Annotated in this window: 23 protein-coding genes; 14 read left to right on the top strand and 9 right to left on the bottom strand. The window is 66.8% G+C overall.

Annotated features, from left to right (window positions below; all coding sequences use genetic code 11):
- Both DID96_RS08670 and gspD read right to left on the bottom strand, forming a co-directional pair.
- The coding region (locus DID96_RS08670) for a GspE/PulE family protein (protein ID WP_124598943.1) at positions 1-997 on the bottom strand (997 nt) is incomplete at its 3' end.
- Positions 994-3318 (bottom strand): type II secretion system secretin GspD, encoded by a 2325-nt coding sequence (gspD, locus tag DID96_RS08665; RefSeq protein ID WP_124598942.1) that lies wholly within the window; start codon positions 3316-3318, stop codon positions 994-996. The genes DID96_RS08670 and gspD, both read right to left, overlap by 4 nt.
- 365 nt (positions 3319-3683) lie before the next feature.
- Between gspD and DID96_RS08660 the strand changes: the two genes are divergently transcribed.
- A complete protein-coding gene (locus tag DID96_RS08660) occupies positions 3684-4136 on the top strand; it encodes a lytic transglycosylase domain-containing protein (RefSeq protein ID WP_124598941.1) in 453 nt (150 codons plus the stop codon).
- Between the two features lie 175 nt (positions 4137-4311).
- Positions 4312-5601, top strand: a complete 1290-nt coding sequence (locus DID96_RS08655; RefSeq protein WP_124598940.1) for a GTP-binding protein — start codon at positions 4312-4314, stop codon at positions 5599-5601.
- Between the two features lie 106 nt (positions 5602-5707).
- Here the strand turns inward: DID96_RS08655 and DID96_RS08650 are convergent, their stop codons facing one another.
- Complete coding sequence (locus DID96_RS08650) at positions 5708-5986, bottom strand: HU family DNA-binding protein (protein ID WP_006401505.1); 279 nt, start codon at positions 5984-5986, stop codon at positions 5708-5710.
- Between the two features lie 390 nt (positions 5987-6376).
- Between DID96_RS08650 and mnmC the strand changes: the two genes are divergently transcribed.
- The 7 genes from mnmC to DID96_RS08605 all read left to right on the top strand — a co-directional run bounded on the left by mnmC (position 6377) and on the right by DID96_RS08605 (position 15226).
- Positions 6377-8359, top strand: coding sequence for a bifunctional tRNA (5-methylaminomethyl-2-thiouridine)(34)-methyltransferase MnmD/FAD-dependent 5-carboxymethylaminomethyl-2-thiouridine(34) oxidoreductase MnmC (gene mnmC / locus DID96_RS08645; RefSeq protein ID WP_124598939.1), 1983 nt, complete (start codon positions 6377-6379; stop codon positions 8357-8359).
- Positions 8360-9033: 674 nt separating this feature from the next.
- Positions 9034-10248 carry a cation:proton antiporter gene (locus DID96_RS08630; protein WP_124598938.1) on the top strand — a complete coding sequence of 405 codons (1215 nt, stop codon included), beginning with the start codon at positions 9034-9036 and terminating at the stop codon, positions 10246-10248.
- A 15-nt stretch (positions 10249-10263) separates the two neighbouring features.
- The gene (locus DID96_RS08625) at positions 10264-11379 is read left to right on the top strand and encodes a YbdK family carboxylate-amine ligase (RefSeq protein ID WP_124598937.1); all 1116 of its coding nucleotides are present in this window, start codon (positions 10264-10266) and stop codon (positions 11377-11379) included.
- A 508-nt stretch (positions 11380-11887) separates the two neighbouring features.
- The gene (locus DID96_RS08620) at positions 11888-12526 is read left to right on the top strand and encodes a MarR family winged helix-turn-helix transcriptional regulator (RefSeq protein ID WP_124598936.1); all 639 of its coding nucleotides are present in this window, start codon (positions 11888-11890) and stop codon (positions 12524-12526) included.
- 28 nt (positions 12527-12554) lie between these two features.
- On the top strand, positions 12555-13265 hold the full coding sequence (locus tag DID96_RS08615) for a glutamine amidotransferase (protein WP_124598935.1): 711 nt from the start codon (positions 12555-12557) through the stop codon (positions 13263-13265).
- A gap of 105 nt (positions 13266-13370) precedes the next feature.
- The gene (locus DID96_RS08610) at positions 13371-14483 is read left to right on the top strand and encodes an NADH:flavin oxidoreductase/NADH oxidase (RefSeq protein WP_124598934.1); all 1113 of its coding nucleotides are present in this window, start codon (positions 13371-13373) and stop codon (positions 14481-14483) included.
- 212 nt (positions 14484-14695) lie between these two features.
- Positions 14696-15226, top strand: coding sequence for an SET domain-containing protein (locus DID96_RS08605; RefSeq protein WP_124598933.1), 531 nt, complete (start codon positions 14696-14698; stop codon positions 15224-15226).
- A 42-nt stretch (positions 15227-15268) separates the two neighbouring features.
- Here DID96_RS08605 and DID96_RS08600 read toward each other — a convergent pair whose 3' ends face one another.
- Positions 15269-16750 (bottom strand): sensor histidine kinase, encoded by a 1482-nt coding sequence (locus tag DID96_RS08600; protein WP_124598932.1) that lies wholly within the window; start codon positions 16748-16750, stop codon positions 15269-15271.
- A 116-nt stretch (positions 16751-16866) separates the two neighbouring features.
- Entirely contained in the window at positions 16867-17559 is a 693-nt protein-coding gene (locus DID96_RS08595) for a response regulator transcription factor (RefSeq protein ID WP_006401494.1), read from the bottom strand.
- A gap of 124 nt (positions 17560-17683) precedes the next feature.
- Here DID96_RS08595 and DID96_RS08590 point away from each other — a divergent pair, with 124 nt between their 5' ends.
- The gene (locus DID96_RS08590) at positions 17684-17914 is read left to right on the top strand and encodes a DUF3717 domain-containing protein (RefSeq protein ID WP_124598931.1); all 231 of its coding nucleotides are present in this window, start codon (positions 17684-17686) and stop codon (positions 17912-17914) included.
- Positions 17915-18004: 90 nt separating this feature from the next.
- On the opposite strand, the gene DID96_RS08585 is transcribed toward DID96_RS08590, so the two are convergent.
- The gene (locus DID96_RS08585) at positions 18005-18313 is read right to left on the bottom strand and encodes a 4a-hydroxytetrahydrobiopterin dehydratase (RefSeq protein ID WP_124598930.1); all 309 of its coding nucleotides are present in this window, start codon (positions 18311-18313) and stop codon (positions 18005-18007) included.
- A 139-nt stretch (positions 18314-18452) separates the two neighbouring features.
- On the bottom strand, positions 18453-19346 hold the full coding sequence (gene phhA / locus DID96_RS08580) for a phenylalanine 4-monooxygenase (RefSeq protein WP_221624575.1): 894 nt from the start codon (positions 19344-19346) through the stop codon (positions 18453-18455).
- A gap of 140 nt (positions 19347-19486) precedes the next feature.
- Here phhA and DID96_RS08575 point away from each other — a divergent pair, with 140 nt between their 5' ends.
- On the top strand, positions 19487-19972 hold the full coding sequence (locus DID96_RS08575) for an Lrp/AsnC family transcriptional regulator (protein ID WP_010093131.1): 486 nt from the start codon (positions 19487-19489) through the stop codon (positions 19970-19972).
- 42 nt (positions 19973-20014) lie between these two features.
- Here DID96_RS08575 and DID96_RS08570 read toward each other — a convergent pair whose 3' ends face one another.
- Together DID96_RS08570 and DID96_RS08565 are read right to left on the bottom strand one after the other, a co-directional pair.
- On the bottom strand, positions 20015-20548 hold the full coding sequence (locus DID96_RS08570) for a class IV adenylate cyclase (RefSeq protein ID WP_124598927.1): 534 nt from the start codon (positions 20546-20548) through the stop codon (positions 20015-20017).
- 122 nt (positions 20549-20670) lie between these two features.
- Entirely contained in the window at positions 20671-21570 is a 900-nt protein-coding gene (locus DID96_RS08565) for a LysR family transcriptional regulator (protein ID WP_124598926.1), read from the bottom strand.
- Positions 21571-21837: 267 nt separating this feature from the next.
- Between DID96_RS08565 and DID96_RS08560 the strand changes: the two genes are divergently transcribed.
- The 3 genes from DID96_RS08560 to DID96_RS08550 all read left to right on the top strand — a co-directional run bounded on the left by DID96_RS08560 (position 21838) and on the right by DID96_RS08550 (position 25572).
- Complete coding sequence (locus DID96_RS08560; RefSeq protein ID WP_124598925.1) at positions 21838-23523, top strand: GMC family oxidoreductase; 1686 nt, start codon at positions 21838-21840, stop codon at positions 23521-23523.
- A 517-nt stretch (positions 23524-24040) separates the two neighbouring features.
- Positions 24041-24820, top strand: a complete 780-nt coding sequence (locus DID96_RS08555; protein ID WP_124598924.1) for an ABC transporter ATP-binding protein — start codon at positions 24041-24043, stop codon at positions 24818-24820.
- Positions 24817-25572 carry an ABC transporter ATP-binding protein gene (locus tag DID96_RS08550; RefSeq protein WP_124598923.1) on the top strand — a complete coding sequence of 252 codons (756 nt, stop codon included), beginning with the start codon at positions 24817-24819 and terminating at the stop codon, positions 25570-25572. The genes DID96_RS08555 and DID96_RS08550 overlap by 4 nt, the downstream gene beginning before the upstream one ends.
- Positions 25573-25590: the final 18 nt, after the last annotated feature.

Below are 25590 nucleotides of genomic sequence, written 5' to 3'. Positions count from 1 at the left end.
CCTGACGCAGGATCGAGCGCAGCGCGCGCGCGAAGGTCATCCCGATCCGCTCGTTCACCTGCGTCTGGCCGATGCCGGACAGGTCGTATTCGATCGGATCCTCGACCGTCATGATGTTGGTCGTCGCCGTTTCGAGCCGCGACATCGACGCGTACAGCGTCGTCGTCTTGCCCGAGCCGGTCGGACCCGTGACGAGCACGATGCCGTGCGGGCGCGAGATCAGCTTGTCGAACTGGCCGAGCGTGTCGCGGCCCATCCCGAGCGCTTCGAGGTTCAGGCGCGCCGCATCTTTTTCGAGCAGACGCAGCACCGCGCGCTCGCCGTGCCCGGTCGGCAGCGTCGACACGCGCACGTCGACCGGCCGGCCGCCGACCCGCAGCGTGATGCGGCCGTCCTGCGGCAGGCGCTTCTCGGCGATGTCGAGCTGCGCCATGATCTTGATCCGCGAGATCAGCGCGCCGTGCAGTGCCTTCTTCGGACGCACGACGTCGCGTAGCGTGCCGTCGACGCGGAAACGAACGACCGACGCATTCTCGAACGGCTCGATGTGGATGTCCGACGCCTGCTCGCGTGCCGCTTGCGTGAGCAGCGCGTTGATCATCCGGATGATCGGCGCGTCGTCTTCCGATTCGAGCAAATCCTCGACTTCGGGGATGTCCTGCATCAGCCGCGACAGGTCGACTTCGCCTTCGACCTCGCCGACCACCTGCGCGGCGCTGCCGTCCTGGCGCGCGTAGGCCTGGTTGATCGCGTGCGCGAGTTCGTCGGCCGGCAGGCGCAGCACCGAGATCGAACCGAAGTTGCGCGCGATCTCCGCGAGCGCCGCGTCGTTCGTGCGTTCGCTGATCCACACTTCGAGCGTGTCCTCGTGCTGATGCGCGATCAGGACCTGTCCGCCTTTCGCGAAGCTATACGGCAGCAGCCGCGCGGCGAGCGGCGACGGCGCCTGCCGTTCGTCCGGCGCGCCTTCGTGGGTGGACGCGAGCGCCTCGGTCACTGCGACACTCCCGGCGTGGCCGTCAGCGGCTGCTGCGGCACCGTCTGCTGCGGGACGCTCTGCGGCTGCGGGGCCGACGGTTGCGACTGCGGTTGCTGCGGTGCCTGCGGGCTCTGCTGCTCGCGGCGCATCTTCGTCAGGTCGAACAGGTTCATCGCCGGCGAACCGCCCTGGCTCGGGCCCAGCGGCATCGGCGGCACGACCGGATCGTCCTTGTCGCGAATGATGTTGTTGTCCGAGCGATATGCGCCCGTCACGCCCTGGATGTAGTCGTAGCGGTTCGCCGAGACCGCCTGCGCGGTTGCGCGGTCGCTGATGATCACCGGCCGCAGGAACACCATCAGGTTGGTCTTCTGCCGCTGCTTGGTTTCCGAGCGGAACAGCTGGCCGATCCACGGGATATCGCCGAGCAGCGGCACCTTGCTGTTCGACACCTGGTAGTTGTCCTGCATCAAGCCGCCGAGCACGATGATCTCGCCGTTGTCCGCGAGCACCGTCGACTGGATCGAGCGCTTGTTGAACGTCGGGCCGGCCGGGTTCGTCACCGTGTTCGTCGTGCCGCTCACGACCGACGAATCCTCGGTATAGAGCTGCAGCTTCAGGATCCCGCCGTCGGTAATCTGCGGCTTCACGTGCAGCGTGAGGCCGACGTCGCGGCGGTCGAAGGTGTTGAATGCGTTGCCCGTCGTCCCGCTCGTCAGGTTCGAATACGAGCCCGTCGCGATCGGCACGTTCTGGCCGACGACGATCTTCGCTTCCTCGTTGTCGAGCGTGATCAGGTTCGGCGTCGACAGCACGTTCGCGTCGCTGACGCCCGCGAAGTACTGCAGCAGCGCGCCGAGGCCCTGCACGCCGAACATGTTGTGAAGCCAGCCGACGTTGAGGCCCTGCGTCAGCGTTTGCGACAGGCCCGCGAGCCCCGCCGCGCCACCGGTCGCGACCGCCGCCGACACATTCAGGATGTTGCTGCCGCTCACGTTGCCCGCGGTGCTTGCGAGGTTCGTGCCGGCCAGCACGTTGCCGCTGCCGACCTGCCACTGGATGCCGAGGTTGCCGGCCGTCGTCGAGTTCAGCTCGACGATCAGCGCCTCGAGGTAGACCTGCGCGCGCCGCGCGTCGAGCTGGTCGATCACCGCGCGCAGGTTCCGGTAGACCGGATCCGGCGCGGTGACGATCAGCGAATTCGTCGCCGCATCGGCCTGGATCATGCCGCCCGGCTGGTTCTCGTCGCCGCTCTTCTCCTTGTCGCCGCCGAGCAGGCCTGCGCTGCCCAGGCCGCCGCCCGACGCTGTGCCGCCGCCGTAGCTCGACGACGAGCCGCTCATCGACGACGGCAGCGGCGGGGTGCCCGCGGTGCCGGTCGAGAAGTTGCCGCTCTGCGACAAGCTGCCCTGGTTGAACGCGTTCGCGTCGTTCGACGCCGCCGACGCACCGCTTTCGGTGCTGCTCTTGCCGAGCATCCCGCGCAGCGTCTTCGCGAGCTTCACCGCGTCGGCATTGCGCAGCGGCACCACGTGCATGTTGCCGGGCACGGTGCTCGGCGCGTCGAGCTGCTGCGCAATGCGCTTCGCAGCCGCGAGGCGCGACGCGTTCGACGCGCGCAGCATCAGCGAGTTGGTGCGCGGATCGGCCGTGACCGATACCTTCAGCGTCGCGTCGCTGTTGCCGATCGCACCGGGGTCGAGCAACTTGCCGAGCTGCGCGGCGACGTCGATCGCGTTCGCATTCCTGAGCGGCACGACCAGCACCTGCGCGCCGGCCGCGTTGTCGACGCCGGCGATGATCTGCGCGATGCGGCGCACGTTGTCCGCGTAATCGGTCACGACGATCGTGTTGTTCGCCGGATACGCGGTGACCGTGTTGTTCGGCGAGATCAGCGGCCGCAGCACCGGCAGCAGGTTGTTCGCCGATTCGTTGTGCAGTTCGAACACCTGCGTGACGACCTGGTCGCCGCGCGCCTGCGGCGTGTTGCCGACGTAGGTCGGCACGCCCTGCAGCTTCGCGTCGGCCTCGGGCACGACCTTCAGCACGCCGTGGTCCTGCACGAGCGCGAAGCCCTGCATCCGCAGCGCGGATTGCAGCGTCTTCAGTGCCTGGTCTTCCGGCACCGGGCGTTCGGCGACGAGATTGAGCTGCCCCTTCACGCGGGGGTCGACGATGATGGTCTTGCCGGTCGCAGCGCCGATCGCCTTCGCGACCTGATCGATATCGGCGTTGACGAAATTGAGCGTGACCTGGGCGTAGGCGGCCTGCGAAACGATGATGCCTGCGACTATCAGAGTCGTGGCGACGCGCCGCATAACGTAGCGATTTCTTGTCATGGATGAATGGGTCGATGCCGGCTCAGGCCACATCCGGCGGTATTACTGGATCCAAATCCGAAAAAAGCGACATTAGCAGTTTTTCATGTCCGAAATATCACATCGTCCCGAGGACTGTCTCACATACGACAGAAATGCGGACATGCGTATGCCAGATGTAAGGTTCGGAGCCGGTCTCCGCTCGCGCGCCTGTCATAATCATTTTCAGGATGAACCGAAACGAAAATGCGGTATAACCCGGCATTCGTCGCCGTGGCACACGCAACGCCGGTTGCTCTCGGTATGATACGAGCGACGCGATGCGCGTCGCGCGAATTCCGGGCACGGGTTTTCCCGCCCCCAGCCCATTTCCGCTTCCTTGCACGATGAACAGACGCTTCGTTTCGATCGCGTGTTTGATCACTGTCGGCGCCGCTTTCACCGGCGGAAACGCACGCGCCGATTGTTTCGACGAAGCGGCCCGCTACCAGCAGGTCAATCCGCTGATCCTGCGCGCGATCGCGTGGCAGGAGTCGCACAACCGGCCCGACGCGCTGAACAAGAATGCGAACGGCTCGACCGACTACGGTCTCATGCAGATCAATTCGATTCATCTGCCGACGCTGTCGCGCTACGGGATCGGTCGCGACACGCTGATGCAACCGTGCAAGAACGTCTATATCGCCGCGTGGCACCTGCGGCAGAAAATGAACCGGTACGGCAACACGTGGCAGGCGGTCGGCGCCTATCATTCTGAAACACCCACGCTGCGCGACAAGTACGCGAAGCAGATCGCCGGCATCCTCACGCAGTGGAAGCTGCTGCCGCCGCAGCCCTGACCGGGCGCCGCGGCCGCGCTTGACGTGGCGCCGGCCGGCCGGCGCGCGTTTGATGCACAATGCGGGCTCACGCCGCAGCTTTGCCCCGCGCCCGGCTCGCGCTGATCGTGCTGATCGCGCCCCGGAGAGGCCACGCCGCGGCCGCTTTTTCACTTTTCCGTTGGTGCATATCGTTATGAATCCGGCAATGAACCAGCCGTTGCCCGTCACCGTGCTGTCCGGCTTTCTCGGCGCCGGCAAGACCACGCTGCTCAACCATATCCTCGCGAACCGCGCGGGCCTGAAGGTCGCCGTGATCGTCAACGATCTCGCGGCGGTCAACATCGACGCATCGCTCGTGCGCGATGCGCAGGCGCTGTCGCATGTCGAGGAACGCCTCGTCGAGATGTCGAACGGCTGCATCTGCTGCACGCTGCGCGATGACCTGCTCGTCGAGATCCGCAAGCTTGCCGAGGATGGTCGCTTCGACGCGATCCTGATCGAGTCGACCGGCATCGCCGAGCCGATGCCGATCGCCGAAACCTTCACGTTCGTCGACGACGACGGCACGTCGCTCGGCGATCTCGCGCGGCTCGACACGCTCGTTACGGTGGTCGACGCATTCAATTTCCTGCGCGACTACGGCTCGGACGACGCGCTCGCCGCGCGCGGCATCGCGGCCACCGACGAAGACGATCGCACGCTCGTCGAGCTGCTGATCGAGCAGATCGAGTTCTGCGACGTGCTCGTGATCAACAAGGCCGACCTCGTCAGCGCGGACGAACTCGCACGCCTGCAGCACATCCTTGCGCGGCTGAACCCGCGCGCGCACCAGGTCGTGTCGACATTCGGCGACGTGCCGCTTCGCGAGGTGCTGAACACGAGCCGCTTCGATTTCGACGCGGCCGCGAACGCGCCGGGCTGGCTCGCATCGCTCGAGCATGCGCATGATCACGACCATGCGCACGTGCACGGCGAGGCGGACGAATTCGGGATCGGCAACTTCGTTTACCGTGCGCGCCGGCCATTCCATCCGGCACGGCTCTGGGCGCTGCTGCATCAGGAATGGCCCGGCGTGCTGCGCAGCAAGGGCTTCTTCTGGCTCGCGACGCGCAACGACATCGCCGGCTCGCTGTCGCAGGCGGGCGGCGTGTGCCGGCACGGGCCGGCGGGCTCGTGGTGGGCCGCGCAGGATCGCTCGGAATGGCCGGACGACGACGAGCTGCTCGCCGAGATCCGCGCGGAATGGCAGGGCGACCTCGACGACCGTTCGGTTGGCGACCGCCGGCAGGAACTCGTGCTGATCGGTATCGAACTCGACATGGCCGCATGGCGTGCGAAGCTCGACGCGTGCCTGTTGACCGATGCGGAATTCGCGCTCGGTGAAGCGGGATGGTCAGCATTCGACGACCCGTTCCCGGCATGGGATATCGACTCGCACGACGACGACGACCACGGCGATGCGCAGATCCTGCACCATTCGTAACAACCGTTAAATCTTGCAAGAGCGGCGCGATCTGTGGCGAAAAAGCCGCGCGCTGCAATAAAAAAAACCCGCCGAATGGCGGGTTTTTTCTGAACAGGCGCTGAGATTAACGCTTGTTGACGGCGTCCTTGAACGCCTTGCCAGCCGTGAACTTGACCGTCTTGGCTGCCGGGATCTTGATGGTTTCGCCGGTCTTCGGGTTGCGGCCCGTACGTGCTGCGCGCTTGCCCGAACCGAAGCTGCCGAAGCCGATCAGCTGAACCGCATCGCCCTTCGACACGGCTTTCTTGATGACTTCGAGCAGCGTGTCCAGCGTTTCACCGGTTTGAGCCTTGCTGGCGCCCGTTTGGGCGGCGACGGCGTCGATCAGTTCCTGTTTGTTCATTAAGGTTCCTTTTTCAGGTTAGGTTTGACACGAACAGCGCGAACGCGCCGATTATACGTGCGCGAACCGTGCCGTCGAGAGTCGGACTACGACGGCACAGCGCCGAATCCTGGCCCGCGCGGCGCACCCTCCGGCATGCCGGAGACCACCCCGCGGTACGGCGCTTGCTATGATAGCGCAGCGCAAACCCAATAACGACAAGGGTTTCAAAGATTTTCTTCGGTATTTCGCCGAGTGAATCACTGGCTGCACATTTTTTGACCCGCGCCAGCCGGACAGGATCCGCAGCCGCGTCAGCCTGCTCGCGCGGTCGTTGGTTTTTGCCAACGGCCGCGCGGGTGGGGCGCCGCAATCCCTTGACAGGCTTGGTTGCCACGCATTTTGTTTCGCATGCCCGATCGACTCGTTCCTGCCACGCTCGCGTTCCGCGACGACGGCACCCTCGTCTCGCCCGAATACGGCGACGTCTATTACAGTGCCGCCGGCGCGCTCGCGCAGGCGAACCACGTGTTCGTCGCGGGCAACGGCTTGCCGCGGCGCTGGCAGGGCAGGCGCACGTTCACGATCGTCGAGACCGGGTTCGGCGCCGGCTGCAACTTCGTCGCGACCTGGGCCGCATGGCGCGACGATCCCGCGCGCTGCGAGCGCCTGCATTTCGTGTCGGTCGACAAGCATCCGTTCACGCGCGACGACTTGCGCCGCGCGGCATCGCATATCGTTGCGCACACAACCATATCGCAGGGCCTCGACACGCTGTTCGACGCACTCGTCGACGCGTGGCCGATGCTCGTGCCAGGTCTGCACCGGCTCGAATTCGACGAAGGGCGCGTCGTGCTGACGCTCGCGTTCGGCGACGTGCTCGAGCTGCTGCCGAAACTCGTGGTGCGCGCCGACGCGTTCTATTTCGACGGCTTCGCGCCATCGAAAAACGCGGACATGTGGTCGGTCGACGTGTTTCGCGCGCTCGCGCGCGTCGCCGACGACGGCGCGACATTCGCGACGTATTCGAGCTCGGGCGCGGTCAAGCAGGCACTCGACGATGCCGGCTTCGCGTATCGCAAGGTCGACGGTTTTGCGGGCAAGCACGCGATGCTCGTCGGCGAATTCGCGCCGCGCTGGCGGATGCGCCGGCACGAGCCGCCGCGTGCGCTGCCGGTCGAATCGCGACGCGCGATCGTGATCGGCGCGGGCATCGCCGGCTGCGCGGTCGTCGAACGGCTCGCCGCGCGCGGCTGGGACGTCACGCTGATCGAGCGGCGCGAGCGCATCGCGACGGAAGCGTCGGGCAATCCCGCCGGCGTGTTCCATCCGCTGATGACACGCGACGACAACGTCGCGAGCCGGCTCACGCGCAGCGGATTCGTGCACGCGCTCGCTCGCTGGCGCGCGCTCGAACGTGCCGGTCACGCGTTCGGGCGCAGCACGCGCGGGATGATCCATCTCGCGGAATCGGCAGCCGATTTCGAGCGGATGCGCGCCGCGTTCGATGCACTCGGCGTGCCGCCCGACTATGCGACGCTGCTCGATGCCGATGCGGCGCGCGCGCATCTGAAACTGCCGGTCGCGCACGGCGGCCTGCTGTTTCCGCACGGCGGCGCCGTGCGGCCGGCCGAGTTGTCGGCCGCGCAATGCGCGGCGGCCGGCGCGCGCGTGCAGATGCTGACCGGCACCGACGTCGCGCGTCTCGAGCGGCACGGCACGGCCTGGCGCGCGCTCGACGCTGACGGCCGCACGCTCGCCGAAGCGCCGGCCGTCGTGCTGTCGAACGCCGGCGATGCGGTGCGGCTCGCCGGACTGCGGCACGTCGCGCTGCAGCCGGTGCGCGGACAGCTGACGCTGCTGCCGGCGGGCAGCGCGGCGCCGCTCGACTGCCCGGTCATCGGCGACGGCTACGCGGTGCCGCTCGACGACGGCACGCTGCTGATCGGCGCGACGTTCGAACCGGACGACCTCGATCCCGCGCTGCGCCCGGCCGGCCACGCCGAAAACCTCGCGCGGGTACGGCATCTGCTGCCAGGCCTGATCGGCGACGTGCCGGCCGTCGACAGCCTGCGCGGCCGTGTCGCGTTCCGCTGGGTCGCCGGCGACCGGCTGCCGATGATCGGGCCGCTCGCGGACGAAACGCTGGCGGTTGCCAACGCGAAGGCGCTGAGCGGCGCGAAGGCCCGCGACCTGCCGCGCACCGAAGGCCTTTACGGCGCATTCGGCTACGGTTCGCGCGGCCTCGTCTGGGCCGCGCTCGGCGCCGAACTGATCGCGTCGCAGCTCGAAGGCGAGCCGTGGCCGCTCGAGCGGGAACTCGCCGAAGCGATCGATCCCGCGCGCTTCCTGATCCGCGCGCTGCGCGCCCGACGGGTGAGCGCGACCGACTGACGCGCGTCACCGTCACCTCACAGTTCACCGATTCCGCCGCGCCAGGTTATCCACCCGCATCTGTGGATAACCGCGCGAAAACCGTGCGCATTCCGTGTGCAATCACAGTGGACGTAAACTGGGCAACTCCACAGCACTGTGAAACGGCGCAAAAGTTACTCCACTCAATCCGCTGTGCACGAACAACCTGTGCAGCGGGTTATGGTTTTGCCAACGTCTTGATCCGTCGACGTAAACCGGAGTTATCCACAGAACTGTGCGCGTCTTGTTAACTTCTACTACGTATGTATACAGGTAAACCTTTGAATTGAAAGGCATGTCGGCGCACAGCGCGGCGATTCTTCCGATCAAACGGTTCCAGTCCCGAAAACCTGTGGCACAATCGGTTTCCTACGCGTTCGTCCGGACAGGCTCCGGACATGCTTCAATGGAACGGTCGGCACGATTTCGAATCTGAATCTTCGAGATCGCGCAGTCCATTCACACACCAGGCCGACAATCCAGATCGGCACACCTGAGCGACATCTCCGCCGACGGCGGCGCAGGCGATTCTTCCCATGTCCTGCGGTCGACCACAACAATCACATTCGGGGCAATACCCAGCCGGCGTGCATCTCGAACCTGACGCTTGACCCTGCGTCGCTGGCGGTTGCTTCCAAAGGAGAATCACCACGATGAAGTCGGCGTTCTCATTCCTGCCCAATTGGCCGCTGTCGCCGGATCCCGTGTTCTGGGCCGGCCTCGCGCTGTTCGCCGCGGGCCTGTGCGGCGAGCTGTGCTATCGCGCGTGGCGGCTGCCGCGCATCACCGGTTACGCGGTGATCGGCCTGATCGCCGGGTCGTTCGGTTTCGGCGTGATCGATGCCAGCACCGACGAAACCTCGCGTCTGCTGATCGACGTCGCGCTCGGCCTGCTGCTGTTCGAGCTCGGCAGCCGCCTCGACCTGCGCTGGATCCGCCGCAATCCGTGGCTGATTGCGTCGAGCCTCACCGAAGCGACGCTCACGTTCGTGCTCGTGCTGTTCGTGCTGCTCGCGCTCGGCATTTCGGGCATGGTCGCGCTCGTGCTGTCGGCGATCGCGGTCGCAACTTCACCGTCGATGGTGATCCAGCTGAAGACCGAGCTGCGTGCGGAAGGGCAGGTGTCGCAACGCCTGATCACGCTGACCGCGCTCAACAGCGTCTATGCGGTCGTGCTGACCAAGCTCGTCACCAGCTGGCTGCACCAGGAGGCGTACGGCAACGTTTTCGCGACGGTCCTGCAGCCCGTTTACCTGCTCGTCGGTTCGTTCATCGTCGCGTACCTCGTCGCCCGCTCGTGCAACTACATGTTCCGCCACATGACCGCGACGATGCGCGACGAGCATTCGTTCGTCGCGCTGTTCGGGCTCGTGATGCTCGCGATCGCGGTCGCGCAGGCGCTGAAGCTGTCGACGCTGCTCACGCTTTTGCTCGCCGGCATCATCGTGAAGAACCTCGAAGCGCGCCCGCAGCTGTGGCCCGAGCATTTCGGCACGGCCGGCTGGCTGCTGACGGTGATCCTGTTCGTGCTCACGCTGACGTCGTTCACGTGGGGCGACATCGCGCACGGCGGCCTGTTCGCGGTCGCGCTGATCGTCGCGCGGGTCGTCGCGAAACTGGGGGGTGTCATGATGTTCGCGAAACCGAGCGGGATCGACGCGAAGCAGGGCATCGCGCTCGGCCTTGCGCTGTCGCCGATGTCCGCGCTCGCGTACCTGCTCGTCGACGACACCTACCAGCTCTACCCGCATTTCGATCCGCACTTGCGCGCGATCGTGATGTGCGCGATCGTGGTCCTGCAACTCGTCGGGCCGTTCCTCGTCTACCGCTGCCTGTCGGCGGTCGGCGAACGCAGAGACAGCAACTGACTTTCGGAAACTGCCATGGCACTCGAAACCTTCGTCAATTCCGAGCCGTTCACGTTCGGCGTCGAACTGGAGATCCAGGTCGTCAACACGCACAACTACGATCTGACGAAAGCCGCGTCCGACCTGATGCGGCTGATCCAGGGCGAGACCTTCCCGGGCAACATCACGCCGGAAATCACCGAAAGCATGATCGAGCTGTCGACCGGCATCTGCCATTCGCACGAGCAGGCGGTCGGCGAGCTGCATGCGATCCGCGACGTGCTCGTGAAGGCGGCCGACCAGCTCAACGTCGGCCTGTGCGGCGGCGGCACGCACGCGTTCCAGCAATGGAGCGATCGGCAGATCTACGACGCGCCGCGCTTCCAGTACATCTCCGAGCTGTACGGCTATCTCGCCAAACAGTTCACCGTGTTCGGCCAGCATGTGCACATCGGCTGCCCGGACCCCGACAGCGCACTGTTCCTGCTGCACTCGATGTCGCGCTTCATCCCGCATTTCATCGCGCTGTCCGCGTCGTCGCCGTTCGTGCAGAACGTCGACACCGGCTTCCATTCGGCACGCCTGAACTCCGTGTTTGCGTTTCCGCTGTCGGGCCGCGCGCCGTTCGTGCTGACCTGGGACAGCTTCGAAGAGTACTTCATGAAGATGGTGAACACGGGCGTCGTCAATTCGATGAAGGACTTCTACTGGGACATCCGGCCGAAACCGGGCTACGGCACGATCGAGGTGCGCGTGATGGACACGCCGCTGTCGGTCGACCGCGCGGCGGCGATCGCGTGCTACATCCAGACGCTCGCGCGCTACCTGCTGACCGACCGGCCATTGAAATTGTCCGAAGACGACTATCTCGTCTACACGTTCAACCGCTTCGAAGCCTGCCGGTTCGGCCTCGAAGGCACTTGCGTGAATCCTCAGACCGGTGAGCGCCGCACGATCGCGGAGGACATCCTCGACACGCTCGACCGGATCGCGCCGCATGCGGCCGCGCTCGGCTCGCGCGCGGCGCTCGACGAGATCGGCGCGCTCGCGAAGGCGCGCGTGAACGACGCGTCGTGGCTGCGTACGGTCTTCAAGCAGGAAAAATCGCTGAACGAAACCGTCCGCCAGCAGTGCTTACGTTGGCGTGAATGAAAAATTGTTTTGCGGATTGCAGGCTCGACCGCGCGGCAATTCGCTGAACGGCAGTTGACGGAAGTCAATGCCGAAATCGTTCCCAGGCCTGTCGGCGATCTGTGGATAACCCCGTTTTCTGCTGCAAAGTCAAGGGCCTGTGGAACGGACAACCCGGTGGACGATAATCGTCGGGCGGCAGGCCGGCGAATTCCGTAAAATGTTCGCCACTCCTCTATGGCGGCCACACGGCATTACGCGCACAGCCGGTTAGTAGGGTTATTCAGCCGTTATCCACAGACTGGATTGGATAACTTAGCTGTGCGATTTTCCACTGTCGCTTAGAATGTCGGCTTTGCGGACACCGGAACGATATGTGTGCGACCGGTCGACGCGAATGCGGCCGCCGCATGTGCCTTGCGACGGTCGTGCCGGATGCGCTCGGTTCGGGGCATCCATTTTGAGATAGAAACTCGATCTCCACACTACGGTCGTCCGGGCTTCCGGACGGCGGCAAAGCGAAAAGACTATGAGCGAAGGCATTTACGGGAACCAGGCTGCAGGGCGCGTGACCCACAGTTTGCTGCGGTTGAGTACGGCCATGCGGAGTCAGGCATGGGATTGGGCGGAAGGCGCAGGCCTTACACCGACGCAAGGCGAGATCCTGGTGCTGCTGCTGCAGCGCAAGGGCCCGATGCGGCTCGGCGAGATCGCGCGCGAGACGCAGCTCACCGCGGCGACGACGAGCGATGCAGTGAGCACGCTCGAGACCAAGGGTCTTGTCGAAAAGCGCCGTGCGCTGGACGACGGCCGTGCGCTCGCCGTGCGGCTGTCCGCCCGCGGCCGCACCGCGGCGAAGAAGGCGCTGCAGTGGCCGGAGTTCCTGACCAAGGCGGTCGGCTCGCTCGGCGCGGACGAACAGGGCGCGCTGTACCGCGCGCTGCTGAAGACGCTGCGCGAGCTGCAGGTCGCGGGTGCGACGCCGCCGCACCGGATGTGCGTCACGTGCGCGCACTTCCAGCCGGTGAAGGCATCGAAGAAGGCGACGCATTTCTGCGTGGCGCTCGACGTGCCGCTCGCGGACAGCGATCTGCGCCTCGATTGTTCGGTACACGAAGAAGCCGACGCGGCGACGCAAAAGAAGATCTGGAAGATTTTCGCTGCCTGACGTCCGTCGATCGACCGGGAGGCCGGTGATGAACGCTGAAGTCGTGGCGATCCGCCACGTGCATTTCGAAGACCTCGGCAGCTTCGAGCAGGTGCTCGGCGAACGGGGGAGGCGGGTGCGGTACGTCGATGTCGGATCGTCGCGGATCGAGGTGCTCGACGTGCGCGTGCCTTCGCTGTTCGTCGTGCTCGGCGGGCCGGTCAGCGCGTACGACGATGCGCAGTATCCGACGACCGCGCCGCTTGCGGCGCTCGTCAGGCAGCGCATCGATGCGGGGCTGCCGATCCTCGGCATCTGTCTCGGCGCGCAGTTCATCGCGCGCGCGCTCGGCGCGCGCGTCTACCCGGGCGCGCAGAAGGAACTCGGCTGGTCGCCGCTCACGCTCACCGACGCGGGCCGCGCGTCGCCGCTGCGCCATCTCGACGGCGCGGCGACGTCGATGCTGCACTGGCACGGCGACACCTTCGACCTGCCGGGCGGCGCGATCCATCTCGCGTCGACGCCCGCATGCCGCCACCAAGCGTTCGCGTGGGGGCAGCATGTGCTGGCGCTGCAATGTCATCCGGAAATCCAGGCCGACCGCTTCGAGCCCTGGCTGATCGGCAATGCCGGCGAGATTGCCGCGACGCCGGGCATCGATGCGCGCCAGCTGCGCGCCGATACCGCGCAGCACGGCCCCGTGCTCGAAACGGCCGCGCGGCGCATGTTCGGCGAGTGGCTCGACAGCGTCGGGCTGTGATCAACCACACCTGACCAACCGCTTACGGCCGGACCCGCTTCCAGCGCGCTTCGCACGCGCGTGCTACGCTCAGCCGCTCTTTCCTCATTCCTGCGAGCGGCCTCCATGACAGCGCTGTTTACCCCGTTCACGCTGCGCGGCGTGACGGTTCCGAACCGGATCGTCGTGTCCCCGATGTGCCAGTATTCGGCCGAGCGCGGCGAGGCGACCGACTGGCACATGATCCACCTCGGCCATCTCGCGCTATCCGGTGCCGGGCTGCTCTGTATCGAGGCGACCGCGGTCGAGCCGGACGGCCGCATCACGCACGCCGACCTCGGCCTCTGGGACGACGTCACCGAAGGCGCGCTGAAGCCGGTGCTCGCGGCGATCCGCAAGCATTCGCCGATCCGCGTCGCGATGCAGCTGTCGCATGCGGGGCGCAAGGCGTCGAGCCAGGTGCCGTGGGAAGGCGGCCAGCTGATCGAGGTCGCGGACGGCGGGTGGCTGCCGCATGCGCCGTCGCCGGTGCCGCACAAGGACGGCGAGACGCCGCCGCTCGCGCTCGACACGGCGGGACTCAACCGGATCCGCGACGCATTCGCGGCGGCCGCGAAGCGTGCGGCCCGGCTCGGCATCGACGCGATCGAAGTGCACGCGGCGCATGGCTACCTGCTGCACCAGTTCCTGTCGCCGCTCGCGAACCGGCGCACCGACGAATACGGCGGTTCGCGCGAGAACCGGATGCGCTTTCCGCTCGAGATCTTCGAGATCGTGCGCGCAGCATTTCCGCAGGACCGGCCCGTCGGCGTGCGCGTGTCGGCGACCGACTGGGTCGAAGGCGGCTGGGAGCTCGACGATACGATCGCGTTCGCGCACGAACTGAAGCGCCGCGGCTGCGACTGGATCGACGTGTCGTCGGGCGGTGTGTCGCCGCTGCAGAAAATCCCGCTGTCGCCCGGTTACCAGGTGCCGTTTGCGCAGGCGCTGAAGCGCGCGGTCGGGATGCCGACGGTCGCGGTCGGCCTCATCGACGACCCCGCGCACGCGAACCGGCTGGTCGACGCAGGCGATGCCGATTTCGTCGCGATGGCGCGCGCGATGCTGTACGACCCGCGCTGGCCGTGGCACGCGGCCGCGGCGCTCGGCGCGCAGGTGACGGCGCCGCCGCAGTACTGGCGTTCGCAGCCGCGCGAGCACAAGGCGCTGTTCGGCGACATCGCGTTCGGCCAGCGCTGAGTGCGGCGTTCGCGGTTGAACGAAGCAATCCCGACCGTGTAGGATGCGGATGATTCGCCGCATGTCCTGACGCGGCGCCGATCGGCGCCGCGTTTTCATTTCCGGCGGGCAGGCGCGGGCGTGCCGGTCCGTGCGTGCAGCACTTCGGCGAAGCGTGGCCGTCACCGCGGCCATTTCCCTTTCAAGTCGTCTTCAGAAGAAGGATTCGTTCGATGAGTTCACGCAGGATCGCGGTGCGCCGCTCGGGAGTACACGGCAGGGGCGTGTTCGCCGTGGCGCCGATCAAGACCGGCGAGCGCGTTGTGGAATACAAGGGCGAACGAATTTCGTGGAAGGAAGCGCTGCGCCGCCATCCGCACGATCCGAACGATCCGAACCATACGTTCTACTTCGCGCTCGAGGAAGGCGGCGTGATCGACGGCAAGGTCGACGGCAACAGCGCGCGCTGGATCAACCATTCGTGCGCGCCGAACTGCGAGGCCGAGGAGGTCGACGGCCGCGTGTTCATCCACGCGCTGCGCGATATCGAACCGGAAGAGGAGCTGTTCTACGACTACGGCCTCGTGATCGACGCGAAGCTCACGAAGAAGCTGAAGCGCGAATACGCATGCCGTTGCGGGGCGGAATCGTGCCGCGGCACGCTGCTCGCGACGTCCGACGCGGACGCGAAGAAGAACAAGAAGAAGGACGCGGCCTCTTCAAACGACAAAAACGACAAGAAGGACAAGAAAAAGAAGAAGTGACGGGCGGCGGCGCACGCGGTGCGCCGCTTCCCCCCGGTGCGCTCAGTGTGTCGGCGCTGCAGCCGGCTCCGTATTTGCCGGCTTCGCCGGCTGCGTGACGAGCGGCACCCTCACCACGAACCGCGAGCCGCCCTCCGGCGCGTCCTCGTACGACACGGTGCCGCCGTGCATCGCGATGATGTCGTGCACGATCGCGAGGCCGAGGCCCGCGCCCGTCTCGACGCCGTTGCCGCTTTGCGCATCGCCGCGGAAGAACCGCTTGAACAGGTCCGCCTGCTGGCTCGCGGGCACGCCCGGGCCGTTGTCCTCGACGACGATCTCGGCAGCCGGCTCGCCCGTGTCGAGCGCCGAGTGCGCGACGTTCACGGTGATCCGCGCGCCGTCCGGCCGCGCGAGCGGCACATACTTCAGCGCATTGTCGAGCAGGTTCGCGATCACCTCGCGCAGCAGCACGGGGTTGCCGCGCACGAGCAGCGCCGGGTCGTCGCCGGGCTCGTCGCTGCGCTGGAAGCCGAGGTCGACGTGCGACGCGAGCGCGCGCGGTACCCATTCGGCGCCCGTCTCGAACGCCATCGCGGCGAGGTCGACGTCGACGAAGCGCGCAGCCTGTTCGCCTGGCTCCGCCCGCGCGAGCGACAGCAGCTGGTTCGACAGCCGCACCGCACGGTCGGCGGCCGCGCGAAGTTCGCGCACCGCCGCGAAGGTCTGCTGCGCATCGCGCGCGACGGCGGCCTGTTCCGCATGCAGCTTTACCGCGGTGAGGGGCGTGCGCAGCTGGTGCGCGGCGTCGGCGATGAACTTGCGCTGCGCGTCGAGCGCGGTCTTCAGGCGTCCGAGCAGCGCGTTCATCGCGCTCGTCAGCGGCCGGATCTCGAGCGGCACGTCGGTCTCGTCCACGGGCTCCAGCGACGTGTGGGTCTGCCGGTTCAGCGAATCGGCGAGATGCGTGAGCGGGCCGAGCTGCTGGTTCACGACGCGCCACACGATGCCCCAGCCGGCGAGCAGCAGCAACAGCAGCGGCATCATGATCGCGATCAGGAATTCGGCGGCGATCCGGTAGCGGTGCCGGACCGGCTGCGCAACTTCGACGACCATCGGCTTGCCGCCGTCGACTTCGTCGACGCGTACCTGCGCGACGCGCACCGCGCGGTTGTCGTATTCGGCCTCGAACACGTATGCATGATGCATGCGCCGCACGCTGGTGCCGCGCAGCGGCAGCTTCGGGTCGCCGGCGAGTTCCTGCTCGCCGTCGCTGATCCGGTAGATGAGCGCTTCGGCGGGGTCGGAGAACATCGCCTGCGCGAGCGGCGGCACCGTGAACGGCGCGTCGGGGCCGGCGATCTGGATCTGTTTCGAGATCGCGGTGGCGAGATCCGCAAGCGAGCGGTCGATCACGTGCTGCGTGTATTGCCACGCGAGCCAGTACGCAATCAGTCCGCTCATCAGCGCGAGCATCGACAGCGGCGCGGCGAGGCGCCGCAACAGCGAGCGGCGCAGGCTGGTCACAGCCGGATCAGAAGACATTTCGGGCAGGAAATGGATAAGCGCCGCTCAACGGGAGCGGCGCGGTCGGGCGGCGGGGCGGGCAGGCGGACGCCGGCGGAGGTCCGCCGGAGCGCCCGCCGAGGGCCCGCGTCCGGTCAGACGCTGGCCGTCTGGCGGATTTCCTGCAGCAGGTAGCCGAAGCCACGCACCGTGACGATCTCGACACGGCACTGCTCGAGTTTCTTGCGCACGCGGTGCACGTAGACTTCGATCGCGGTGTCGCCGAGATCGCCGCCGAAGTGCGTCAGGTGATCCTGCAGCTGCGCCTTGCTGACGACGCGGCCGTGACGCAGCAGCAGCATTTCGAGCACCGCGAATTCACGCGGCGACAGTTCGAGCGGCTTGTCGTCGTTGAAGATGCGGCGGTCGACGCCCGACAGGCGGACGCCGCCGAGCGACACTTCCGGACGCGGCATGTCGCTGTGCGGGCCGCTGCGGCGCATCACCGCGCGAATCCGCGCTTCGAGCTCGGCCGGCTCGAACGGTTTCAGCATGTAGTCGTCGGCGCCCGAGTTCAGGCCCTGGATCCGGTCGTTCAGCTCGTCGCGCGCGGTCAGCACGATCACGGGCGTATGCCGGTTGGTCTGGCGGAAGCGGGTGAGCAGCGTCATGCCGTCAATGCCCGGCAGGCCGAGGTCGAGGATCACGAGCTCGTGACGGTTCTGCGCAAGCGCCTGCTCGGCAAAAATGCCGTCGTGCACCATGTCGACGGTGAAGCCAGCCTGTTCGAGGCTGCTCTGGATACCGCGTGCAATGGGGCGGTCGTCTTCGATCAGAAGGAGTCGCATGAATATCGCTCAAGTACAATGGGTTGGCGGTTCAGGCACGCGGACAGCACGACGCCGTTTCCACAAGGGCGCCGCCGCAAAGCCTGACGTCAAGCAGGCGGCCAGCGAACGATACAAACCAACCATGTCCGATATTTCGATCCACGACCTTGAAGCCGCGATCAATTTCTGGCGCGCCCGCTCGCCGTCGAGCGGCGACGAACTCAGACTCTGCGAAGAGGCTAGCGCGCTCTCCAAGCCGTATGCGCTGCTGATTGTACAGCGGCAAACCTCCGTGCAACTGGAAGGTTTGGACCCCAACGCGCGGAAAGCATGGGACGCTTACGTGCGCCTTAAGGAACGCTTGGAAAGCTGAAGGCTTTCGCTGAGTACATCGTAGGAAACGTTCAGCGAAATGAAAAGTTGACGTGCCGCGCGCGACAATCGCGCGCGGCGGTGGGAAACGTCAGGCGGCGGGTTTCGCGTGGGCGCCGGCCGCGTCGATGAAGTGGGCGAGCTCGATGTCGCGTTCGGTGAGGCCGTCCGCATCGTGGGTCGACAGCGTGACGTCGACGCGGTTGTAGACGTTGAACCATTCCGGATGGTGGTTCATTTCCTGCGCCTTGATCGCGACGCGCGTCATGAAGCCGAACGCCTCGTTGAAGTCGGCGAAGCGCAGGCTGCGCTGGATCGCGTCGCGGCCAGGCACGGCCGTCCAGTGCGGCAGGCGCTCGAGTCGGGTCTTGCGTTCTTCTGATGTGAGTTTGTGGATCATCGTGCACCTCGTTCGGAAACGGCGGGCTGCGCGCGACAAGCGTCGCCCGGCAGCATCGCCGGCACCGACCATTCTTCCATAGTTGTGTGTCAGGCGTCGGCGCGCCGTGGCGGAGCCGACGGAGCCTTGCTCGGTTGCGTCACGCGGCGGCGCTGACGGCCCGGCCGGCACCCGTGCCGCGATGCAGCACGCGGTCGGTGTCGAGCACTGCGCCGGCCGCGTATTCGGGCAGGCCCGCGAGCCGGTCGGCGAGCGCGCGGCCGTCGACGTGCGCGAGCGCGAACAGCTGCGCGAAGTCGTCGATCACGAAGTAGGTCTGCTGGAACGTGTCGATCCGGTATTGCGTGCGCATCACGCGCTCGAGGTCGAAGCCGAGCCGGCTCGGCGCCGCGCTTTCCAGGCTGTACAGGCTCTCGCCCTTGCTCGACACGATCCCCGCGCCGTAGATCGACAGCCCGTTCGTGCCGCGCGGGTCGCGGATCAGTCCGAATTCGACCGTGTACCAGTAGAGGCGCGCGAGCCGCGCGAGCGCTTCGGAATCGTCGGCGACCGCGAGCGCGACGCGGCCGTACGCCTGCATGTAGTCGGCGAACACGGGGTCGATCAGCAGCGGCACGTGGCCGAACAGGTCGTGGAAGCAGTCCGGTTCCTGCAGGTAGTCGAGCTGGTCGGGGCGGCGCATCCACCAGGTGACCGGAAAGCGCCGGTTCGCGAGATGCTCGAAGAACACGCGATCGGGCACGAGCCCCGGCACCGCGACGATCTCCCAGCCGGTCACGCGCTTCAGCTGGCGGTTGACGTCCGCGAACGACGGCACGCGGTCGGCAGGGAGGTCGATCTTCGCGAGCCCGGCGACGAACGCGTCGCACGCGCGCCCTTGCAGCAGCGCCGACTGGCGCGCATAGAGCTGATGCCACACCGCGTGGTCGACCTGGCCGTAGCGTTCGAGCGGCTGGTCGATGGTGAAATCGGCGCGGGTTTCAAGACCCGCGTCGAACTGTTCCTGCAGTTTCGCGGTGACGACGGTGGACATGTTCGGCTCTGCACGCAGCGGTTGGGGGGGGCATGCAAGTGTAGAGCGTGGCTCGCGCGGATTGGGCGCAAAGTTGGCGATGATTTGCCTGTTAATGCGATAATCGCGCATCAAATCATCGAATCATGCGGAGAATTCTCATGTTGGAACTCGATCACTTCGATCTGGCGCTCCTCGACGTGCTGCAGCGCTTCGGCCGGGCCACGCATCAGCAGCTCGGCGAGGAGGTGCCGCTGTCGCCGTCGCAGATCGGCCGGCGCCTGCAGCGGCTCGAGGCCGCGGGCGTGATCGAGGGCTACCGCGTGATGTTGCGGCCGGAGAAGCTCGGGCTCGGCGTCACCGCGTTCACGAGCCTGAAGCTCAAGCACCACGGCGATTCGATCATCGAGCAGTTCCAGCAGCAGATCGACGTGCTGCCCGAGGTGCTCGAATGCCACGCGGTGGTTGGCGACGCGGACTACCTGCTGCGGATCGTCGCACCCGACCTGAACGCGTTGTCGCAGTTCGTGATGAAGAAGCTGATGCGCGTGCCGGGCGTCGACAGCGTGCGCTCGAACATCGTGCTGACGACCTTCAAGCGCAACGGGCCGCTGCCGCTCGCGCATCTGGAGCCGGGCGCGGCGTGACGGCGGCAAGGTGACGCAAATAAGGCTCCAGTCCGGGCACGCTCAGGCGGCCGTTTCCGGCGCGTCGGCGTTCAGCAGGTCGACATACGCGACCGCGACCAGGTCGTCATGCGGCACGCCGAGCTTCGCGAACATTTCGTGCGCTTCGGCTTCGCCGGCCGCTTCTTCCTCGTCCGGCGCGAGCACGACTTCCAGTTCGATGAAGTCGCCAAGGCCGTCCACGCGGTCGAGGTGAATGCGCGTGCGGCCCGCGAGGTACACGTGCCGCTCCTTCGTGACGATGCCGCGCGTCGTTAGCGCGGTCGCGAGCAGCGCGTGCATCGCGTCCGGGTTCGTCACGGGGCTGCGCGTGTAGTACGACGCCTTCGGGCCGTCGCGGTCGTCGCGCTGGTAGAAGATCAGCTCGGCCGGCGTGCCGTCCTCGAAGCGGCGCAGCTTCAGCCGGCCGCGCGGCACGTCGTAGAAGAAATCCTGCTGGCGGTAGAAGAGCGGCGCCTCTGTGGCGAGCGCCGCCGCGCGTTCGCGTAGCCGGTCGAATTCGCGGGCGCGGGCTTTGATCTCGATGTTGCGGGCCATGCGGGTCTCCTTCGGAAGCCAAGGGTCTGACGAGGGCGAACGCACAATCTAGCAAAAAGCACGCGACGGCGGCGTGACGACGTCATGCCGGCGCGCGCGAGGCTATCCGTCATCAGCATCGCTCAAGTTGCCCATTGCGTTTCGATCAGCCGCAGTGCGGCCGCGATCGCCGGCTCGTCGCGCCGCGCGGCGAGCGTCACGAACGTCAGCTCGGTCGGCACCGTCACGCGCTCGACGATCGTCAGCGCGTGTGCGTGCGCTTCGGCGAGCGCGGTCGCGTCGCGCGCGAGCGTGAGCCCGATCCCCGATTTGACGAGATCCAGCATCGACTGCTCCTGGTCGACCTCGGCGACCTTCACCGGCTGCGCGCCCGCTTGCGCGAACCGGCGCGACAGCAGCCGGTGATGCGCGGACTGCGGCGGCGTCCAGATCCACGGCAGCGCGGCGAGCGCGCGCCAGTCCTGCGCGCGCTGCACGCGCTCCTTCCAGCCGGCTGGCGCGAGCACCCGGTACTGGAAATGCGTGAGCGTGACGGTGTGGAACAGCGCATCGTCGCGCGGCTCGTCCTCGCCAGGCTGACCGATGTAGTAGCCGGCGTCGAGCGCCTGCGCGCGCACCTGCTCGAGCACCCAGCCGGACATCCCGTGCCGCAGCGCCGTCTCTATTTGCGGATGGGTCTCGACGAGCGCGCGCAGGAAGCCGCCGAGCCGCAGGAATTGCGGGTCGAGGATCGTGCCGATCCGCAGCCGCCCGCGCACCTCGTGCCGCAGCGCGGCGGCCGCGCGCTGCACGTCGGCCGCGGCGGCGAGCGCGCGTTCCGCGTGCGGCAACAGCGTCTGGCCGTCGCGCGTGAGCGCGAGCCCGCGCGACGTGCGCGTGAACAGCACGACGCCGAGCGTCGCCTGCAGATGCTTGATCTGCAGGCTGACGGCCGGCTGCGTGACGTGCAGCTGCTCGGCGGCGCGCGTCAGGTTCCCTTCGCGGGCGACCGTGGCGAAGGCTCGGAGCAGGGTGAGGTCCATCGTCGTGATCGTTCCTGATATAAGCGTTTCTTATAACGCATTTGAGCATAACTCATTGGATTGGCGGCGCCTATGAGGGGTACGCTTCATCGGTCACGTGATCCGCCGCGGTGGGTCGCGAAGCGGGCTGTGGAGCGGGCTGCAAAGCGCGGGCTGCGGCGCCAACGGCACGGATCGGGCGGCAACGGCAGCCGCCGCCCGAAGCGCTATGCTGGAATTGGCCGCGACGCGCTTGCGCGCGGCACACAACAAACGAGGGGACAGGCCGTGAACACTGAACGGACGCTGGAGGGCGAATTCGATTACGTGATCGTTGGCGCGGGCACCGCGGGCTGCGTGCTCGCGAACCGTCTGACCGAAGATCCGGACATCCGGGTGCTGCTGCTCGAAGCCGGCGGCAAGGACGACTATCACTGGATCCACATCCCGGTCGGCTATCTGTATTGCATCGGCAACCCGCGCACCGACTGGCTCTACAAGACGCAGCCGGAAGCGAGGCTGAACGGCCGCGCACTGTCGTACCCGCGCGGCCGCGTGCTCGGCGGCTCGTCGTCGATCAACGGAATGATCTACATGCGCGGCCAGCGCGACGACTACGACGGCTGGGCACGCGAGACCGGCGACGCGGGCTGGTCGTGGGACAGCGTGCTGCCGATCTTCAAGCGCAGCGAGGATCATCACGCAGGCGCGAGCGACGCGCACGGCGCGGGCGGCTACTGGCGCGTCGAGAAGCAGCGGCTGCGCTGGGAGATTCTCGAATCGTTCGCGCAGGCCGCGCAGCAGACCGGCATTCCGGCAACCGACGATTTCAACCGCGGCGACAACGCCGGCGTCGGCTATTTCGAAGTGAACCAGAAGCGCGGCGTGCGCTGGAGCGCGTCGAAGGCGTTCCTGCGTCCGGCGATGTCGCGGCCGAACCTGACCGTGATCACCGGCGCGCTCGCGCAGCGCGTGATCTTCGACGGCCGGCGCGCGGTCGGCGTCGAATATCGCGGAGGTGGCACCGATTTCGTCGCGCGCGCACGCGCCGAGGTGCTGCTGACGTCCGGCGCGGTCAATTCGCCGCAGTTGCTCGAGTTGTCCGGGATCGGCGACGGGGCCCGGCTGCAGGCGCTCGGCATCGGCGTCGTGCAGGACCTGCGCGGCGTCGGCGAAAACCTGCAGGATCACCTGCAGCTCAGGATGGCGTTTCGCGTCGATGGCGTGCGCACGCTCAACACGCTGGCCGCGCACTGGTGGGGCAAGCTCGCGATCGGCGTCGAATATGCGCTGCTGCAGCGCGGGCCGATGTCGATGGCGCCGTCGCAGCTCGGCGCGTTCGCGAAATCCGATCCGGACGATCCGGCGCTCACGCGCGCCGACCTCGAATATCACGTGCAGCCGCTGTCGCTCGAGCGCTTCGGCGAGCCGCTGCACAGCTTCAATGCGTTCACCGCGTCGGTCTGCCATCTGCGGCCGACGTCGCGCGGCAGCATCCACATCGCGAGCGCCGACCCGGGCGCGGCGCCCGCGATCGCGCCGAACTATCTGTCGACCGACTACGATCGTCATGTGGCCGCGAACGCGCTGCGGCTGACGCGCCGGATCGCGTCCGCGCCGGCGCTCGCGCGCTACCGCCCCGAGGAGATCCTGCCGGGCCCGCGCTACCAGAGCGAGGCGGAGCTGATCGACGCGGCAGGCGCGGTCGGCACGACGATCTTCCACCCGGTCGGCACGTGCCGGATGGGCCGCGCGGACGACGAGCGCGCCGTGGTCGACAGCCGGCTGCGGGTGCGCGGCGTCGCCGGGCTGCGGGTCGTCGATGCGTCGGTGATGCCGTTCATCACGTCGGGGAACACCAATTCGCCGACGCTGATGATCGCGGAGCGCGCGAGCGACATGATCCGCGCCGATCGCCGCGCGGCGCGCGATGCGACGCAGGTGCGCGGCGATGCGACCGTGTCCGCCGCGTGACATCCGCGACAGTCTGCCGACAGGCGGGCGCCAGCTAATTCGATATGCATATCAACATGGCAGCCCGCCGATTATTTCGGTTTAAAAAATATTGGACGAATATTGGGCGAGATACGCGGCGCAATAGCGTGTCGATAACGTGCACGAAAACGTGCGTGATTTTTGTTGCGTAATCGCGCGCAAATGGAATGCGATCGCCGCTGCCGTGCGCCGCGCAGCGGCGCGGCTGCGCACGCACGCACGCGCAACGCGAACGGCACGGATCGCGAAAAAAACATTCGTAAAACGGCGTTCCGATCCGCTCGATATAGCGGCCAGCCCTATAAGTGCAAATCCCGATGATTGCACTGCACCAACGGCGCGACAATGTTCCGCAGTGTGCATGTGCGCCGGCGCGGGAGACCACCCTCGGGGCGTGACACAAAACTCGGGGGCAGCCTTACACATCCGCTGACATGTTCGCGGCCGCTTGCGCGACTCCTCCCAGTGCTTCGCCTGACTTCGTACGGAAGGGAACATGATTCTCGGCGACACGATTCTCGAAACACGCGGACTGACGAAGGAATTCAAGGGCTTCACCGCCGTGAACGGCGTCAACCTGCGTGTGCGCCGCGGCTCGATCCATGCATTGATCGGACCGAACGGCGCGGGCAAGACGACCTGCTTCAACCTGCTGACCAAATTCCTGACGCCGACGGCGGGCCAGATCGTCTTCAACGGCATCGACATCACGCACGAGCGGCCCGCGCAGGTCGCGCGGCGCGGCATCATCCGTTCGTTCCAGATCTCCGCCGTGTTTCCGCACCTGAGCGCACTGCAAAACGTGCGCCTCGGCCTGCAGCGCGCACTTGGCACCGAATTCCATTTCTGGCGCAGCGAGCGCTCGCTGAAGGCGCTCGACGACCACGCGATGGACCTGCTCACGCAGGTCGGCCTCACCGATTTCGCGCATGTGCCGACCGTCGAGCTCGCATACGGGCGCAAGCGCGCGCTCGAGATCGCGACGACGCTCGCCATGGAGCCCGAACTGATGCTGCTCGACGAGCCCACGCAAGGAATGGGCCACGAGGATGTCGATCGCGTGACGGCGCTGATCAAGAAGGTCGCGAGCGGCCGCACGATCCTGATGGTCGAACACAACATGAACGTGATTGCCGGCATCTCGGACACGATCACCGTCCTGCAGCGCGGCGAGGTGCTTGCCGAGGGCTCGTACGCGGAGGTGTCGAAGAACCCGCTCGTCGTGGAGGCATACATGGGCAGTGCCGACGCGGCGCTCGCGGGGGCGCACGCATGAAGCGCAGCGAACGGGAGGAACGCGAATTGAGCGGCGTCGAAAGCGGCACGCCTGCGCTGGAGATCTCGGGCCTCGAAGCCTGGTACGGGGAATCCCACATATTGCACGGCGTCGACCTGACCGTGCACCGCGGCGAGGTCGTCACGCTGCTCGGCCGCAACGGCGCGGGCCGCACGACGACGCTGCGCGCGATCATGGGCCTGACCGGCCGGCGCAACGGCTCGATCAAGGTCGCGGGCAACGAAACGATCGGCCTGCAGACGCACCGGATCGCGCATTTCGGCGTCGGGTATTGCCCGGAGGAGCGCGGGATCTTCTCGAGCCTGTCGTGCGAGGAGAACCTGATGCTGCCGCCGCTGATCGGACCGCGCGAGCATGCGATGTCGCTCGACGACATCTACGCGATGTTTCCGAACCTCGCGACGCGGCGGCAGAGCCAGGGCACGCGGCTGTCGGGCGGCGAGCAGCAGATGCTCGCGGTCGCGCGGATCCTGCGCACCGGCGCGAACCTGCTGCTGCTCGACGAGATCTCCGAGGGCCTCGCGCCCGTGATCGTGCAGACCCTCGCGAAGATGATCCTTACGCTGAAGGCGCGCGGCTATACGATCGTGATGGTCGAACAGAATTTCCGCTTCGCCGCGCCGCTCGCCGACCGTTTCTACGTGATGGAGCATGGCCAGATCGTCGAGCATTTCGGCGCGGCCGAGCTCGAAAGCAAGATGCCGGTCCTGCACGACCTGCTCGGCGTGTGACGCCACCTCCGGCCGCTA

It is taken from the genome of Burkholderia sp. Bp8963 (assembly GCF_003854275.1).
Classification (GTDB): domain Bacteria; phylum Pseudomonadota; class Gammaproteobacteria; order Burkholderiales; family Burkholderiaceae; genus Burkholderia.
Note: the sequence above shows the minus strand (reverse complement) of the source record. Positions and strands in the feature narration are given on the sequence as shown.